Annotated in this window: 12 protein-coding genes; 8 read left to right on the top strand and 4 right to left on the bottom strand. The window is 57.3% G+C overall.

Annotation, left to right across the window (positions count from 1 at the left end; translation table 11 throughout):
• From EH31_RS02240 to EH31_RS02230, 3 genes are read left to right on the top strand one after another with little or no spacing between them, the layout of a single operon-like run.
• Positions 1–798, top strand: coding sequence for a type III pantothenate kinase (locus EH31_RS02240; protein ID WP_034957785.1), 798 nt, complete (start codon positions 1–3; stop codon positions 796–798).
• Positions 799–833: 35 nt separating this feature from the next.
• Positions 834–2,498, top strand: coding sequence for a ribonuclease J (locus EH31_RS02235; protein WP_034958807.1), 1,665 nt, complete (start codon positions 834–836; stop codon positions 2,496–2,498).
• Positions 2,498–2,788 carry a DUF1467 family protein gene (locus tag EH31_RS02230; RefSeq protein WP_034957784.1) on the top strand — a complete coding sequence of 97 codons (291 nt, stop codon included), beginning with the start codon at positions 2,498–2,500 and terminating at the stop codon, positions 2,786–2,788. The genes EH31_RS02235 and EH31_RS02230 overlap by 1 nt, the downstream gene beginning before the upstream one ends.
• 20 nt (positions 2,789–2,808) lie before the next feature.
• Here EH31_RS02230 and EH31_RS02225 read toward each other — a convergent pair whose 3' ends face one another.
• Positions 2,809–5,406: an ATPase gene (locus EH31_RS02225; protein ID WP_034957782.1), complete on the bottom strand. Its 2,598-nt coding sequence runs from the start codon at positions 5,404–5,406 to the stop codon at positions 2,809–2,811.
• 71 nt (positions 5,407–5,477) lie between these two features.
• On the opposite strand from EH31_RS02225, the gene EH31_RS02220 reads away from it, so the two are divergent.
• From EH31_RS02220 to EH31_RS02205, 4 genes are all read left to right on the top strand, one after another.
• Positions 5,478–5,795: a hypothetical protein gene (locus EH31_RS02220; protein ID WP_034957780.1), complete on the top strand. Its 318-nt coding sequence runs from the start codon at positions 5,478–5,480 to the stop codon at positions 5,793–5,795.
• Between the two features lie 128 nt (positions 5,796–5,923).
• A complete protein-coding gene (locus EH31_RS02215) occupies positions 5,924–7,135 on the top strand; it encodes a hypothetical protein (protein WP_152553429.1) in 1,212 nt (403 codons plus the stop codon).
• A 41-nt stretch (positions 7,136–7,176) separates the two neighbouring features.
• Positions 7,177–8,121 carry a hypothetical protein gene (locus EH31_RS02210; protein WP_034957777.1) on the top strand — a complete coding sequence of 315 codons (945 nt, stop codon included), beginning with the start codon at positions 7,177–7,179 and terminating at the stop codon, positions 8,119–8,121.
• 9 nt (positions 8,122–8,130) lie between these two features.
• Positions 8,131–9,567 (top strand): sensor histidine kinase, encoded by a 1,437-nt coding sequence (locus EH31_RS02205; protein WP_034957776.1) that lies wholly within the window; start codon positions 8,131–8,133, stop codon positions 9,565–9,567.
• A gap of 77 nt (positions 9,568–9,644) precedes the next feature.
• On the opposite strand, the gene EH31_RS02200 is transcribed toward EH31_RS02205, so the two are convergent.
• Positions 9,645–10,931, bottom strand: a complete 1,287-nt coding sequence (locus EH31_RS02200) for a citrate synthase (RefSeq protein WP_199796989.1) — start codon at positions 10,929–10,931, stop codon at positions 9,645–9,647.
• Between the two features lie 60 nt (positions 10,932–10,991).
• Positions 10,992–12,440 carry a glutamate--tRNA ligase gene (gltX, locus tag EH31_RS02195; protein WP_051698866.1) on the bottom strand — a complete coding sequence of 483 codons (1,449 nt, stop codon included), beginning with the start codon at positions 12,438–12,440 and terminating at the stop codon, positions 10,992–10,994.
• 65 nt (positions 12,441–12,505) lie between these two features.
• Between gltX and EH31_RS02190 the strand changes: the two genes are divergently transcribed.
• Positions 12,506–14,785: a ComEC/Rec2 family competence protein gene (locus EH31_RS02190; RefSeq protein ID WP_034957774.1), complete on the top strand. Its 2,280-nt coding sequence runs from the start codon at positions 12,506–12,508 to the stop codon at positions 14,783–14,785.
• A gap of 46 nt (positions 14,786–14,831) precedes the next feature.
• On the opposite strand, the gene lexA is transcribed toward EH31_RS02190, so the two are convergent.
• Complete coding sequence (gene lexA, locus EH31_RS02185; RefSeq protein ID WP_034957773.1) at positions 14,832–15,530, bottom strand: transcriptional repressor LexA; 699 nt, start codon at positions 15,528–15,530, stop codon at positions 14,832–14,834.

Here is a 15,530-nt window from a genome sequence, read left to right as displayed (position 1 = left end):
ATGCTGCTCGCGGCTGATGTCGGAAACACCAATGTTGTCTTTGCTCTGTTTGAGCCAGATGGGCAGGGCGGTTTTGTCACGCCTCCGCGTGCGCGCTGGCGCATTGCGACCGATCCAAGGCGTACGGGCGATGAATATGCCGTCTGGCTGCTGCAACTCCTGACGATTGAGGGCGTCGCGCGCGAAGACATTACGGGGATAATCTACGCCTCGGTTGTGCCGCGTGCCGATCACAATCTGACCGTCCTTTGTCAAAAATACTTTGGCGTCACACCTTTGAGAGCGGGCGAGGGCAAGGCGTCCTGGCCATTTGTGGCGGACGTTGATCAGCCAAGCTCTTTGGGCGCGGACCGCGCTCTCAATATCCTGGCCGCGCACCATAAATATGGCGGCGACCTTATCTGCATTGATTTTGGCACCGCAACGAAGTTTGAGGCTATCGATTTCAACGGCACTTACAAAGGTGGATCCATCGCGCCCGGGATCAATTTGTCGCTCGACGCATTAGTGGGCAAAACTGCAAAGCTGCCGCGCATCGCTATCCGCGCACCAGAAAATGACAGTGTCATTGGACGCAACACCGAAGACCAAATGCTCATTGGCGTGTTCTGGGGCTATGTCGCTATGATGGAAGGCATCGTTGAGAAGATGAAGGCCGAAATCGGACGCCCGACCAAAGTGGTGGCAACCGGCGGGCTTGCGGTTCTGTTCGATGATGCGACACAGATATTTGACGAAGTAGACACCGATCTGACGATTGAAGGGCTCGCGATTTTGGCCAAACTGGCCGCCGCCTGACTGTCAGACCTTGAGGATTGAACAACAACAAGCTCGTGAATAAAAATTATAAACCAGAGCAAGAACTGCTTTTCCTGGCCCTTGGCGGCTCGGGCGAGATTGGCATGAACGTCAACCTGTACGGGTGCGACGGCAAATGGCTGATGGTCGATTTGGGCATGACCTTTTCGGGAGGAGAATACCCGGGCGTTGACCTCGTCTTTGCCGATCTCGATTTTATCGAAGAGCGGACCAAGGATTTGCTTGGCATCGTCCTGACCCATGCGCATGAAGACCATATTGGCGCTGTGCCCTACTTCGCGGGCGAGCTTGGCGTACCGCTTTATGCAACGCCGTTTACAGCCGACCTTGTTGCGCGAAAGCTCGAAGAAGCGGGGCTCTTGGGCAAGGTTGAACTCAATATCATTGAGGAAGACCACGGCCAGATCGACATCGGCCCGTTTAATGTCACCTACCTGCCGCTTGCTCACTCCATCGCAGAGGGCAATGCGCTCCTGATCGACACGCCTTATGGCCGCGTTTTCCACACAGGGGATTGGAAACTCGACGAAGATCCCATCATTGGCGAGCCCACCACCGAAGAAGAGCTTCGCGCGATTGGCGATGAAGGCGTATTGGCGCTGGTTTGTGACAGCACCAATGTTTTTAATCCCAACCCATCGGGTTCTGAAGGCGCGGTTCACAAGGGTCTTATGGAAGAGGTTGCCAAGCACAAAGGCAAGCGCGTCCTCGTTACCACCTTTGCGAGCAACGTCGCGCGGCTCCATACCTTGGGAGAGGTCGCGCGCGAAACAGGTCGCCAAGTGTGCGTGGCTGGCCGCTCAATCGACCGAATTCTCGAGGTCGCGCAGGACAATGGCTATCTCGAAGACTTCCCGACACCTGTGGATTTCGACACCGCCATGCGTTTGCCGCGCGGTGATGTTATGATCCTGGCAACCGGCGGGCAGGGTGAACCTCGCGCAGCGCTTGCGCGGATCGCTGATGAAAATCATCCGCTTGAACTGGTCTCTGGCGATGTGGTGCTGTTTTCATCGCGGCTCATCCCCGGTAATGAGATTTCGGTTGGCAAGATGCAGAACCAATTGGCCGCGCGCGGGATTGAAATGATCACCGATCGGCAAAGTTTCATCCACGTCTCTGGCCACCCGGGACGCCCCGAACTGGAAGCGCTTTACAGCTGGCTGACGCCTGACATTCTGGTCCCTGTGCATGGCGAGATGCGCCATATGCAGGAGCAGGCGCGGCTTGGAAAGTCATCCGGCATTCCCAACAATGTGGTGCAATCCAATGGCGATATCGTGCGCCTTGCCCCCGGTAAGCCAGGTAGAATCGCGCAAGTGCGCAATGGTCGCCTTGTGCTTGATGGAGACATCATTTCACCAGCCGACGGCGATGCAGTTAACACGCGCCGCCGGGTGTCGTTTGAAGGGTTGGTGATCGTCGTTCTTGCCCGCGGTGAAGCTCCCTTGATCGAGGCAATCGGGCTTCCGCTTGATGAGGACTTGCCCGATTTTGTTGAGGAAACGCGTGAGGATATCCTCAAGGCCATCGGCAGGCTGAAAGGCCGCGATGCAAGCGATCCAAGCGCCGTTCATGAGGCAGCGCGCCTTGCTGCCCGGCGCGCGGCACGCCGCTGGTCTGGCAAGAATCCGCAAGTGCGCGTGCTTATGCCCGGACTTAAGAAGGACGCAGATTGATGCAGTGGACATCCATCCTTGCGGTCTATTTCCTGATTTGGGTGATGAGCGCGTTCATCATGCTTCCCTTTGGCGTGCGCACGGCTGAGGAAGCGGGAGAGGCCATGGTTCCCGGACAAGCCGAAAGCGCACCAGCGACATTCAAACCGGGCAAGCTTCTTATCCGCGCAACCGTGATCGCGATTGTGCTGACGAGCCTGTTCGTGCTTAATTTCGAGTATGGCTGGGTGAGCGCGAGTGACCTCGACATTTTGCCAAAGCCACCTGCATCGGTCACATCGCCGCGCTGATCACTCTATTGCTGCACGGATTATTGTCTGAGCCGCTCAATCGACTGTGCCAGCACGACGTAGAGTTTGCCGACATCAGAGCCCAGCACCGTCACGCCCAAGGCCTTGCCATCGCGGGTGGACAACACGGAGCGCAGCATAGCCTCAAAGTCGTGGATGTAGCGGCTTACATTGGCCTTGAAATCGGCATCATTCTGATAAAGCTCAGCAATCTCGCGTGCCTCGCTATTATCGATCAGGCGCACGGCGCGCCTTGTGAAAATGCCCCGATCCCCTTTGAGATAAGCATCCCAGGACGTGTCAGAAACTTCCTGCGACAATGCCGATGTCAGATCGATAGCCGATGAATTCAGGCTATCTGTGATCAATGCCATACGGCGGGCAAAGTCATTGTTGACCTGCTCTTCGGCGAGCTCGCGCGCGCGGGCAATGCGCTGTTCAAGGTTTTTGGTAAGCTCATTCACCTTGCTCAATTGATCGCGCAATTGGGCGGTTGCCTCCCGGCTGACACCAGAAGCATGCGCGGCGGCTTGTTCCAGCTTGCCTGCGGCTTCGGCTGAATTGTTGCGCAAGGACCGTTCAAGCTCTTCCACAGCACGCTTCGAAAGCGTTTCGGCAAGGGCGCCAACTTTCTCACGCGCGCCTGTTTCAAGCGTTTCGAACACGTCTTTTGTCGCAGCATCCAGTTTGGCGAGCTCTTCGCGAAGTCGCTCCTGCGTGCCTCCAGCAAGGTTTTCGCTCTCCTCGGCAAGCCGCGCGAGCCCACTTTGCAGCCCTTGAATGCGCGCAAGGGCCTCTTCTGATTTTTCGGCCGTTTTGGAATGCAGCGCCTCTATCGATGCGTCGCTCTCATCGACCTTGCCACGCGCTTCGATCAAATAGTTGGTCAGCGCATCTGCCTTCTCATTGGCTGCGAGCATGAGGGTGGAGACCTTATGCGCTCGTTCTTCAACGTTTGTGAGAGTGCCAAGCGTGCTCTTCATCGCTTCTGGCAAATCTTCGCGGGAGAAGGTTGCGCTGGATTGAATAATCTCAAGCAGGCGCACCCCGGCCTCGGTCAACTTATCGATCTCGGCCTGTGTCTCACGCAGTTTTGCGCGCTTATCTTCAAGTTGTTCGTCGAGCGAATTGAGGCCCGAAGACAGCATCGTTTCAGCAGACGCAGACTCGTCCTTGGCCGCTGCGATTAGAGCGGTAAGCTGTTCAACTTTCTCGTTAAGCTCGCCCGAATGAGAGACAAGCTCCTCTGTTTGTGCGCTTTGCGCCTGGCGCCGCTGTGCCAAAGCATCATCAAGATCGGCCAAGCGTTGAGCCAGAACTTCGCTCGCCTGCGCCTCATTGGTCGAAAACGCCTCTTGAACGCGGACCACCTGTTCGTTGAACTGACGGTCGCGGGTATCCAATTGTTCCACAAACAGGGCGACCTTGGAATTGAGTTCCTCGACCCGTTTCTTCGCAAGACCGATTGCCTTGGCGTCCACTTCGTCGAGCCAATTGATCGCCTTGACCACTTCATCAGAGAAGCGCTGCTTGGATGCCTCCAGCTGCGTCATGGCCTGCTCTTCCGATTGGCGCAGCGCCGTGCCCATTTCGTCTGTGCTGGACTTTAGTGTGGCCACACGGTCCTGGAGCGCTTCCAATGCTGCACGTTCAGCGTCTTCAACTTCGCCGCGATATTCGCTTGCGCTTGCCTTGATCTCATCAAGCCTTGCACCCGCGCGCTCTTCGATCGCTTCGATCTGTTCCTGAAAACGGCTCAGCGTCTCGCTAACCCGGCTATCGAGGGATTTGACCTGCGTCTCGCTTGCTCTGCCAAATTCGTTGAGCCGCTCAAAACCGCTCACCAGCTTGTCGAGATTCTCATGCGCTGTGCGCCCCGCAGCGCCAACCTGGTTCGATACATCGCGCGCAGAGTTGGCGACCACTGGCAAATCATCACGCAGCCGGGTCATATTGGCGAGCGCGCTTTCACTGGCGCTTCCGATCGCCTCGACTTGTTTGCCATTGGTTTTGATAAGGCCCTGCAAAGTATCAGCATGAGCCGAAATACGCTCACTCGCGATCCGGCCAAGGCTTTCAAGTTCGCGCGATTGTGCACCCAGAAACTCACGCGCAAGGCTAAGCTCGCGGTTCACAATTGTGAGGCGGCTCTCCAATTCCCGGCTTTCCTGCGACAAAAGCGCCGCGCTTTGTGCAAACCTTTTTGCCTCCGCTTGCGAATTGCGCATCGCCAAAAGCCATGCGACACCAATCAACAAGACTGGCACCGACCAGTCAACGAACAGGCGTGTCCATTCGCTTGGGGCGGTGGCTGCGCTTAAAAGCTGATCTTGCAGCGCCCAGCCATAAAAGCCGGACCATCCAAGCGCCGCCAAAATCGCCAAGGCTGGTGCAAACCACGAAGCGCGTGGTGAAGCCTCTTGCGCTTCAACGCTTTCGTCCAGGTCATAATCCGCCAGATCAAGCTCATCGCCAGCTGCGATTGCATCAGCTTCGATTGCATCAGCAAAATCGACACCATCGCCCGCATCGGCATCAACAGCCGCCGAACCACTATCAGATTGCGCCTTGGTCTGAGCGTTTTGGCCGACCGCGCGAATGTGCTTTCCACTTGCCATAGCCACAGAATAACACAGCGGGCACAAGGATAAACCCCACATTAACCCGAATCCGTTTAGACGTGCGAACTATGGCTTATGAAAGTGGTGCTCTTGATGCGACTCTCGCGGCGGCAGCGGGTGATAACTCGGCTCTGCTGAGCGAACTGCGCGGCGCGTTCTTAGAGAGCGCTGAAAAGCTCCTCGATCTGCTAAAGCGTTCACGTTGCGATGGAAATTGGAACGTTGCGGCCCTTCGTTTGAAAGGGCTAGCGGCCAGTTTTCATGCGCAAGACCTGCTTGATGCGGCAGAAAACGCGCTGTGTTCAGCCCCTGGCGAACCGGCGGCAATTCGCGAAATCGAAACTGTGCTCGCCCGCTTCAGCGGCAACGCTCCGGGACGCTTCTAGCGCTAACTGCCTCAAAATCGTGGAAAGACTTCTCCCCTTACGCTTGATGCAAGAGGGGTAAGCGGCGTAGCGACTGCGCATTGCCTCATGTTCAGAGGAATTGGGCCCATCCTTGAGGGAGCTTGGCTTTGCGCATTGCCTTATTGTCGGCGACCGAGCGTGCATCGAACGGTGCATTGCGAGCTGAGCAAAAGCTTGCAGGGCGAAGCGTGCTTGAATGGCAGGTCGATCTGGCGCTTCGATTGCAATGTGAACGGATCATCTGCCTGTGCACTGCGCCGGCCAGCGAACTTATCATCGCCCAGCAGCGCAGGGTCGAGGGCAAGGGGCTCTCTTTTCATGCGCTGCGCAATCACCTTCAGCTGACAAATCTAGTGCGCGCGGATGATGCGATATTTGTCCAGCTCGACGGCCTTATTGTTGATCAGGACGCGCTAGACGATGATTGCGGCGCCGACGCGGCTTTGCAAAACTGCATCTTTGAAATCAGCTCGGATCACCCGTTAAGCGCGGCATATCCCGCTGATTTTCAAAGAATCGACAAGGACAAGCATTGGGGCGGCGTTGCTGTTCTTCCAGGGGAATGCGCCGCGGCGCTTAAGGAAATGCCAGAAGATGCCGATGCGGTTTCGCTACTCTTGCGGATCGGGCTTCAAGCAAGGGTGGTGCGCGAAGATGTGCCAATAACGCTGCTTGAAAACAACCAATGGGTGCTTGCAAGCGATGCCGAGAGCCTGAACCTTCGCGGCAAAGCCTTGATGGAAGCAAATCTGTCGCAGCCAAGCTGGGCAGGGCCGGGCGCGGTGATTGCTGCTGCAATCGTGCGCCAAACAGCCGACCGGTGGCTTGGCGCGGGTAGCGAAATCGCAGCAGCAGCGGCAGTTGCAGGCTTTTTGGTTGCGGCAATCTTGGCCGGTATTGGGTTTGCTCCTGCAGGCATTGCCTTGGCCAGCGTGGGCGCATTTGCCGCATCGCTTGCAGATAGCTCGGGAAGATTGCGCCGCGGAATATCACTCCACGCTGCCCAATCTGCGCTCTCAAACTGGATTGCACCAGTGACGACTATGCTTTCTTGCGCGGTGCTGATGATTGCCAATTGGGAGGCAGGAGCCATGCTGGTGAGCCTTTCCATCCCATTGCTTGCGATAGGGCTTTCGTATCTTGCTGGAAGCACCGGCTCAAAACCATCGCAGGCATTTTGGCGCGATAATGCTCTTCATTTGGCGATATTTGCAGGCGCAGCCTTCTTTGGCCTTCTTCAAAACGCTTTGCTTGTGTTCTCTCTTGGGGCGCTTTTGCAATTGCTGCTGCGCGTCCGCAATAAAAAAGCTATTATGTAAGGCTAACCGGGGCTTAACCTTAAGCCTGTAGGTGCTACGCAATGGGCAAGATGGCGATCGACCGATCTCAGTCCACTTTGGTGGACGCATTCCTGCGGGATGAAATGGCGCGCGGCAACCGTGCGCTACGCTCTGTTGCGCCGGTTATTGGGCATATGCTTGATAGCGAGGGGCCTAGCCTTTTTGGCGACGCAATCGTTGCACGGCTGCGCGGGATGATCAACGATATCGCCGCGCAATTTGTAGGCGAACTGCCGTTAAACCCCGAAAATTCCGAAATGTTGAAAGCCCTTGTGGATGTGGTGGCGCAGCAATTGGCATCGGATGAAACGGTGGTCGACCACCTGTATTCCGTAGCGCTCGAAGGGCATCTGACGGCAAAGCTCAAGCAAACCGCCTCGATTGACCCTGTGCTCAGCCCTCTAATGCAGGAGCTCATCGCTTCTGATAAACCCGAAATTGCAGAAATTGCGATGAGTACCATGGCGGCTCAATCGCGTTTTGCACAAAGCCAGAACCGGATGGAAATGCCCGTGGGCGAGCTTCCATTTGAAGTGTTCAGCAGGGTTCTCGACCTGTTTGAGGCGGCTCCGCTTGGGGCTGGCAAGCATCACATTGACGCGGCCATCGCAAAGCTCAAACGCGCATATGACGAAGGGGCGGGCCGCATTGGCCTTCTTGCGCGGCTAAGCTCGTCGATGCACGGGGGCGCCATTGCGGCTCTCGATCTTAGCCATGCGGGGCTTGCCTTGTTCGCAAGCGCTATGGCATCATTGACCGGCCAGCCACGCGAACACGCCGTCTTTGCCTGTCACGAAGCTCAAATTGTAAGACTTGCCCTCATGCTCAAAGCCGCGGGGCTCAGCGCGCATGCCATCGAAGGGCAGTTGGCCGTTTTGGGTGGGACCAAACCTTTGCCCGATGGTTTTGCGGCGTTATCTCAGAGCGTTGCACAGGACACTTTGCGCGAAATGAGCGAGGTTTAGATCGCGCTTATGAACCGCCAACAGTCCATTATCGCCGCGCACGGCCTGACTGACGAACACGACCGGCTCGTCAAAGCGGACGAGCTGCTGGCAGAATTGCAGGAGGCCTGCGGTGGCCGTTTGCCGGGCGCTCTGGCTGTGCCTGAACTGCGCGAACTGGTCCGCCAATGCCGCGAGCGGGGCCTTCGCATCGCCCGAGAATTCAGCGCGTTTGACGGGCAGGACAAGGTAGGCGGCTTTGTAAGAGTGCATCCGGTTCTCGAAACTGGTGAAGACGACACAGACGTCATTGGCGGCTGCGAGATCATCATCGAAAACTGGCTAAGCGGCGCGCAAGGCGATGCACAGACCCGGACCAGCGTAGATTGGCTGGACGCTGCTGATCGTGCATCGGCCGAGATCACAGCGCAGCTCGACGCGCGGCAAAAGCTTCAATTTATCACATCCTTCAGCAGCGATGCTGAGGCACTGTGTGAAGCGGTTGAGGCCGCTCCCGGCAAGCTGTGGAGCGAGTATGTGGAGCTTGATGGCATTGCGCATGAACAGCCGCTCCATTGGCGTTTGCTTGATGGGGCAAAGGTGACTGTGCCCGGCTCTGACCGCAGCTGGCGAGCGCGCGTTCTGCCTGTGGGCCCCTCTGCATCGGCACCGCGCGGGTTTGAGCTGCTTTTCATCGCGAATGAACCCCTCAAAGGTGATGCGCACCGGGAAGAAGCGCTCGAGAATGGCGAACTTCAGCACTCGCGCTTGGTGGGAAGCGCTTTGACGCCTGTTTTGCGCCAGCCCATTGCGCGCATTGTGGCCAATGCAGAGACAATCCATGCACGGCTCGCAGGCCCGTTGCGTGACGAATATAGCGAATATGCCGCCAATATCGCGGCAGCGGGTCAGCACTTGGCCGGGATGCTGGATGACCTTGCCGACCTCGAAGTGGTGGAAGCCCCTGGATTTAAGGCCGCAAAGGAGCGCGTCGATCTGGCCGATGTTGCTCAGCGGGCCGCCGGCATTTTGGGGGTGAGGGCGCAGGCGCGCGGTATTTCGGTGAAAGTCGATAAATTGGCAGAGCCGATCTACGCCCAGGCAGAGTTTCGCCGCGTGCTTCAGGTGCTAATCAACCTCATCGGCAATGCAATTGCCTACTCACCCGAAGAGAGCCAAGTTTCGGTCAATGTTGACGAGGGTTCGCTTGGCATGGTGAGCGTCACGGTGACCGATCAAGGTCCGGGGATCACAAAGGCGCAGGCGGGCAAAATCTTCAATAAGTTTGAACGCCTTGGCCGGGATAGCGATGGTGGCAATGACACTGGCTCAGGGCTTGGCCTGTTCATTTCTCGCAAATTGGCGCTTGCGATGGAGGGGAACCTTGAGGTTCTGCCACAGCAACAGAACACAGATATGCCCGGTGCGCAGTTCAAGTTGAGCCTGCCCGTCATGCCCGCCGAATAAGCCTCATCTGCCAATAAAACGGGCGCGGCCTGCAACAATGCAGACCGCGCCCGTTTTGTTTGAAGATTGGGTGTGTCTTAGCGCTGTCCAACCGGCACATAATCGCGCTGCGTTGGCCCGGTGTAGAGCTGACGCGGACGGCCGATAACCTGAGCTGGATCAGAGATCATTTCGTTCCACTGCGCCACCCAGCCAACGGTGCGTGCAAGTGCAAACAGCGCGGTGAACATGGTGGTTGGGAAGCCGATCGAGCTCAAAATGATGCCAGAATAGAAATCGACATTCGGGAACAGCTTCTTCTCTTTGAAATAGTCGTCGTTGAGCGCGATTTCTTCAAGTCTGAGAGCGGTTTCGAATACCGGATCAGTCGTCTTGAGCGCTTCAAACACTTCGCGAAGTGTCTGCTGCATGACTGTCGCGCGCGGATCGTAGTTTTTGTAAACCCGGTGACCAAAGCCCATCAGGCGGAACGGGTCATTCTTGTCCTTTGCACGCTCAATATAATGCGGAATGCGGTCAGGCGTGCCGATCTCTTGCAGCATGTTGAGCGCCGCTTCGTTCGCACCGCCATGGGCCGGACCCCAAAGACAAGCGATACCAGCTGCGATACACGCAAACGGATTTGCGCCCGAAGACCCTGCAAGGCGAACGGTCGATGTCGATGCGTTCTGTTCGTGGTCGGCATGGAGGATGAAAATCCGGTCCATTGCCTTTTCAATCGCCGGGTGAACTTCGTATTCTTCTGCTGGAACACCAAACGTCATACGCAGGAAGTTGCCAGTGTAAGACAGTGAGTTATCCGGGTAGAGGAATGGCTGACCCACGGCATATTTATACGCCATTGCCGCAATCGTTGGCATTTTTGCGATGAGGCGGTGGGACGAAATCTTGCGGTGCTCTGGATCAGAGATGTCGGTGCTGTCGTGATAGAATGCCGACAACGCACCAACCACGCCGCACATGATGGCCATCGGGTGCGCATCACGACGGAAACCGCGATAGAAGGTCATCAACTGCTCATGCAGCATCGTGTGGTTGGTGATCGTGTGTTCAAAAGTGCTCAGCTCATCTGCGTTTGGCAACTCGCCATTGAGCAGGAGGTAGCTCACTTCCATAAAGCTGGAATGCTCGGCAAGCTGTCCGATGGGGTAACCACGGTGCAGCAGAATGCCTTCCTGGCCATCGATATACGTCAGCGCGCTTTCACAGCTTGCCGTCGATTTATAACCGGGGTCAAAGGTGAAAGCGCCGGTTGCGCCATACAGCTTGCGAATGTCGATAACGTCGGGCCCTGTGCTCCCTTCGAGCACGGGAAATTCGTGTGTCGCACCTCCAATTTCGAGCTTCGCTTGCTTGTCAGCCACCATGTGTCTCCTAATCAATCTTTCCTAGAACCTTGTTGGCCCAGCTTCTTACCCAACTTCCTAGGAAGCTTGCGCGTCGATGCGAGCCAAGGATTCTTCCCGTCCCAAAAGGACCAGTACGTCAAAAATTCCGGGCGAGGTTGTCGTCCCAGTAAGGGCAGCGCGCATTGGCTGCGCCAGCTTGCCGAAGCCCAGATCCAGTTCCTCTGCAAGCGATTTGGTAGTGGCTTCGAGAGCCTCCATTGTCCAGTTCTTTTCGCCCGATAATGCGCTAGAAATACGTCGCAAGAGACCTCTTGATTCATCATCAAGGAATTTGGCCGCCTTCTCAGTGATTTCGAGCGGTTGTTTTGCAAACAGAAATCCAGCCCCTTCAGCCAGTTCATCGAGGTTCTTCGCACGCGTTTTGAGCACGGGCATGGCTTTTGCAAGAAGCTCCAGATCCGCGCCTTCGCCGATCCGTTTTGCAACAAGATCGGCAAGCTTTGCATCGTCTGCTTCGCGAATGTAGTGGCCGTTAAGGTTTTCAAGCTTCTTCATATCAAAGCGAGATGGGCTTTTCCCAACGCCAGACAGATCGAACAGCTCAATCGCTTCATCGCGCGTGATCTCTTCACGGTCACCGTGGCCCCAACCAAGCCGGAGCAGGTAATTGAACAGAGCCTCTGGCAGGATGCCAAATTCGTCGCGGTAGGTTTCCGCGCCCAATGCGCCGTGGCGTTTTGACAATTTGGCACCGTCTGACCCGTGGATCAGCGGGACATGGGCGTAAACGGGAACGGGCCATCCCCCTTCGATTTCGTCCATAGCCCGGTAAATCGGCAATTGTCGGAACGCATTGTTGAGGTGGTCATCGCCCCGGATGACGTGCGTCACGCCCATGTCATGGTCATCCACAACAACTGCAAGCATATAGGTTGGCGTACCATCGGCGCGAAGGATGATGTAGTCATCAAGCTCTTCATTTTTAACCGAAACGCTGCCCTGAACGCAGTCGTCGATGGTTTCCTCGCCTGAAACCGGCGTTTTGAGACGCACGGTGTAGGGCGCACCCTCTGGCGCCTCTGAGGGATCGCGGTCGCGCCACCGGCCATCATAACGCATCGGCTGTTTATTGGCGCGTTGTTCTGCGCGCATCGCCTCTAACTCTTCGGCGGTCGCAAAGCACTTATAGGCGTGGCCCGCCTCGAGCAGCTTGTGAGCAACCTCAGCATGACGTTCGGCGCGCTGAGACTGAAAAACGGGCTCTTCGTCGTAATCAAGGCCGAGCCAATCCAGCCCGTCCAAAATCGCGTCGATCGCCTCTTGATTGGAGCGCTTTTTGTCCGTGTCTTCAATCCGCAACAGCGCCTTGCCGCCATGGTGCCGGGCATAAAGCCAATTGAACAAAGCGGTGCGCGCGCCGCCAATGTGCAGGAAACCTGTGGGCGATGGGGCAAACCTGGTAACCACAGGCGCCTTGGTTGCCGAAGGCGTATTGTCCAAAGAATTTGACGCAGGGGCCGTCATAGAATTAAGCTTCCTATCCGTTTGGTGCAAAAGGAGCGGTGCCTACCCCGGGGGGAAGCGAGCCGATGGCCGATGCGCCGATTATTCCGATGGGAGACGAACCCGCAGGCGTTGACACCGCCTCGGGCCAGATCCCAGCCACGCCCCGAAAGGCTTTGGGTGGCCTGTGGCAAAGGGATGCTGGATTGTCCAGCATTTGGAGCGCCTTTGGCGGTGCCATGGCCGAGCGGGCCGAACGATTTCTGGCGCAAGCCGGATTTGACCGCGCGCCTTGGTTGGCGGTGGTCTTTGCTAGCGGGATACTCTTTTGGTTCACCCTTAAATTACCGTGGCAATGGGCAAGCGCAATCGGCCTGGCGCTTCTCATCGCTCTGTTTGCCTTTGCCGCATGGCGCGACAAGGACCACCGCGATCATTTGCGCAGTGCTGTCATCGCCTGCGCGCTGATATTCGCAGCGGGCATAAGCGTCATTTGGATGCGGTCCGAGTTCGTGGGCGCCAGCGCAATTGAGCGGCCAAAAGTCGAACGAGTGCAAGGATACATCCTCGCGCGGGAGGATCAGCCAGCCCAAGACCGCATACGGCTCACCATGGCCGTGCGAGATGCCGAAAGCGGTGAGAGCCGGAAGATACGGGTCAATATCCCACTCGACGCGTTGACCCAGCCGGATGATGCGACCGGGTTTGTCAATGATGGCAGCGCCTTGGTCGAAGGGGCTGTGGTGCGCATGCGTGTGCGATTGATGCCTCCTGCAAGCCCGATGCTGCCTGGCGCCTATGACTTTGCACGAGCGGCCTGGTTCAAGGGGCTCGCTGCATCGGGAAGCGTTATTGGCGGGGTCGAAATCGTCACTTCGGCCAAGCAAACTGGCTTTATCCCCCAAGCGCAAAGGGCTCTGTCAACTCACGTTCGAAGCAAGGTTGATGGGTCTGCGGGTCACATCGCTGCGGCTTTTGCCAGCGGTGACCGAGGCGCCATTGTCGAAGAAGACCGAGAGGCGATGCGTGATGCGGGACTGACCCACCTGCTTGCGATCAGCGGCCTTCATGTGAGCGCGGTTATCGGAGGCGCGTACTTTCTTGCAATCAAGCTCCTTGCCCTGTTCCCCGCTCTGGCGCTTCGGGTGCGCCTGCCGGTGCTCGCCGCCGGGGTCGGGGCGCTTGCGGGCATCAGCTACACCCTTCTGACAGGGGCACAGGTGCCCACGGTAAGGGCCTGCGCTGCCGCGATGTTGGTCCTTGTGGCGCTTGCAAGTGGGCGCGATGCCTTGTCGCTGCGAATGGTGGCGATGGCGGCGATCTTTGTCCTTTTGCTTTGGCCAGAGAGCGTGATTGGGCCGAGTTTCCAGATGAGCTTTTCCGCAGTGCTCGCGATTGTGGCGCTGCATACAAGCGCGCCGGTCCGGGCCTTTCTTGCGCCGCGCGAGGAGAGTGGGATTGCCCGGTTGGGACGCGGTACAGCGATGCTGTTTTTGACCGGGCTGGTGATTGAGATTGCGCTTATGCCGGTCGTACTGTTTCATTTTCACAGAGCCGGGCTTTACGGTGCGTTCGCCAATGTGATCGCAATTCCGCTTGTGACCTTCGTCTCGATGCCGCTGATCGCGCTTGGGCTGATATTTGACATTGTCGGGCTTGGCGCACCGTTTTGGTGGCTTACCCAGCAATCGCTCAATCTTCTTCTTGCACTTGCTCACTTCACCTCAGCACAGCCCGGGGCGGTCAAGCTTATGCCGCAGATGAGCGGCCTGACGATCGCCCTTTTTGCAAGCGGCGGGCTCTGGCTTGCATTGTGGACCGGAAAGGCAAGGCTCTTAGGGTTTGTACCGGCCATCATTGCCACGGGCCTGCTGCTCACGACGCCAATCCCTGATGTCCTGATCGGCAGGGACGGGCGCCATGTTGGGCTTACAGTGAACTCGCCCGACGGTAGCCGAAGCCTTTTGTCCTTGCGCGATAGCCGGTCGACTTATTCGCGCGATAATCTGCTTGAGCTTGCAAGCGTTACTTCTGAACCCATACCGCTGGCTGAATGGGAGGGCGCGCGCTGCTCGCCTGAATTTTGCACCATTGTCCTTGAGCGGGGAGGGCGCGATTGGTCGCTACTGCTTGCTCGCAACCGGGAGCTTATCGAAGAACGTGCGTTGGCGGCTGCTTGTGAGCGGGCCGACATTGTGGTCGCTGACCGATATTTGCCCCGCTCCTGCAGCCCGCGCTGGCTTAAAGCGGACCGAGGGTTCCTTGAGCAGTCAGGCGGTCTTGCGCTTGACCTGAACAATCAAACCATCACCAGCGTCGGCGAGAGCCAAGGCGAGCATGGTTGGTGGATTGCGGCTCAGGATTGACGGGCAGGACCCACCACGAAGGCTAGTCCCGCCCAATTCATGCCCGTCAGTGGTAACGGCGCAAAAGCCCAGCAAGCTTGCCCTGAACCTCAACCTCGCCCGGACCATAGACCTGCGGGTCATAGCTCGCATTGGCAGGGTCCAGGCGCACAAGGCTGCCGTCTTTGTGAAGGTATTTGAGCGTTGCTTCCTCGCCGTTGACAAGAGCGACCACGATTTCGCCATCGCGCGCCGTGTTGGTCCGGCGCACAAGTGCAAAGTCACCATCAAAGATCCCGGCCTCAATCATCGAGTCGCCAGAAACCTCAAGCGCGTAATGCTCACCCGGGCCAAGCAAGGCCGCAGGAACCGGAAGCGAGCTTTGCCCCTCGATCGCCTCAATCGGAGCGCCTGCAGCGATCCGGCCGTGCAGGGGGATCTCTATCACGTCATTGGCAGGCTCTGGCGCTGCTTTGGGAGCAGACGCAGCAGCCGCAACCACCCGGTCATTCGCCGCAACAGCAGGAGCGCTGCGCGGGATGGGGGTGGAATCTTCCGGGTTTTTGATCACTTCCAGCGCGCGTGCCCTGTTGGGCAGACGCCGGATGAAGCCGCGTTCTTCAAGGGCAGAAATCAGGCGGTGAACGCCAGACTTGCTCTTCAAATCGAGCGCTTCTTTCATTTCTTCAAAACTGGGTGAAATGCCGGTTTCTTCCAGACGCTGCTGAATGAAACGGATCAGTTCGTGTTGCTTTGCCGTTAGCAT

The sequence above is a fragment of the Erythrobacter longus genome, assembly GCF_000715015.1.
GTDB classification, from domain to species: Bacteria; Pseudomonadota; Alphaproteobacteria; order Sphingomonadales; family Sphingomonadaceae; genus Erythrobacter; species Erythrobacter longus.
Note: the sequence above shows the minus strand (reverse complement) of the source record. Positions and strands in the feature narration are given on the sequence as shown.

Coding starts and splice junctions, on each gene's coding strand:
- EH31_RS02240 (WP_034957785.1), top strand. CDS start 1: ATGCTGCTCGCGGCTGATGTCGGAAACACCAATGTTGTCTTTGCTCTG.
- EH31_RS02210 (WP_034957777.1), top strand. CDS start 7,177: ATGGGCAAGATGGCGATCGACCGATCTCAGTCCACTTTGGTGGACGCA.
- EH31_RS02205 (WP_034957776.1), top strand. CDS start 8,131: ATGAACCGCCAACAGTCCATTATCGCCGCGCACGGCCTGACTGACGAA.
- gltX (WP_051698866.1), bottom strand. CDS start 12,440: ATGACGGCCCCTGCGTCAAATTCTTTGGACAATACGCCTTCGGCAACC.
- EH31_RS02230 (WP_034957784.1), top strand. CDS start 2,498: ATGCAGTGGACATCCATCCTTGCGGTCTATTTCCTGATTTGGGTGATG.
- lexA (WP_034957773.1), bottom strand. CDS start 15,530: ATGCTAACGGCAAAGCAACACGAACTGATCCGTTTCATTCAGCAGCGT.
- EH31_RS02220 (WP_034957780.1), top strand. CDS start 5,478: ATGGCTTATGAAAGTGGTGCTCTTGATGCGACTCTCGCGGCGGCAGCG.
- EH31_RS02190 (WP_034957774.1), top strand. CDS start 12,506: ATGGCCGATGCGCCGATTATTCCGATGGGAGACGAACCCGCAGGCGTT.
- EH31_RS02225 (WP_034957782.1), bottom strand. CDS start 5,406: ATGGCAAGTGGAAAGCACATTCGCGCGGTCGGCCAAAACGCTCAGACC.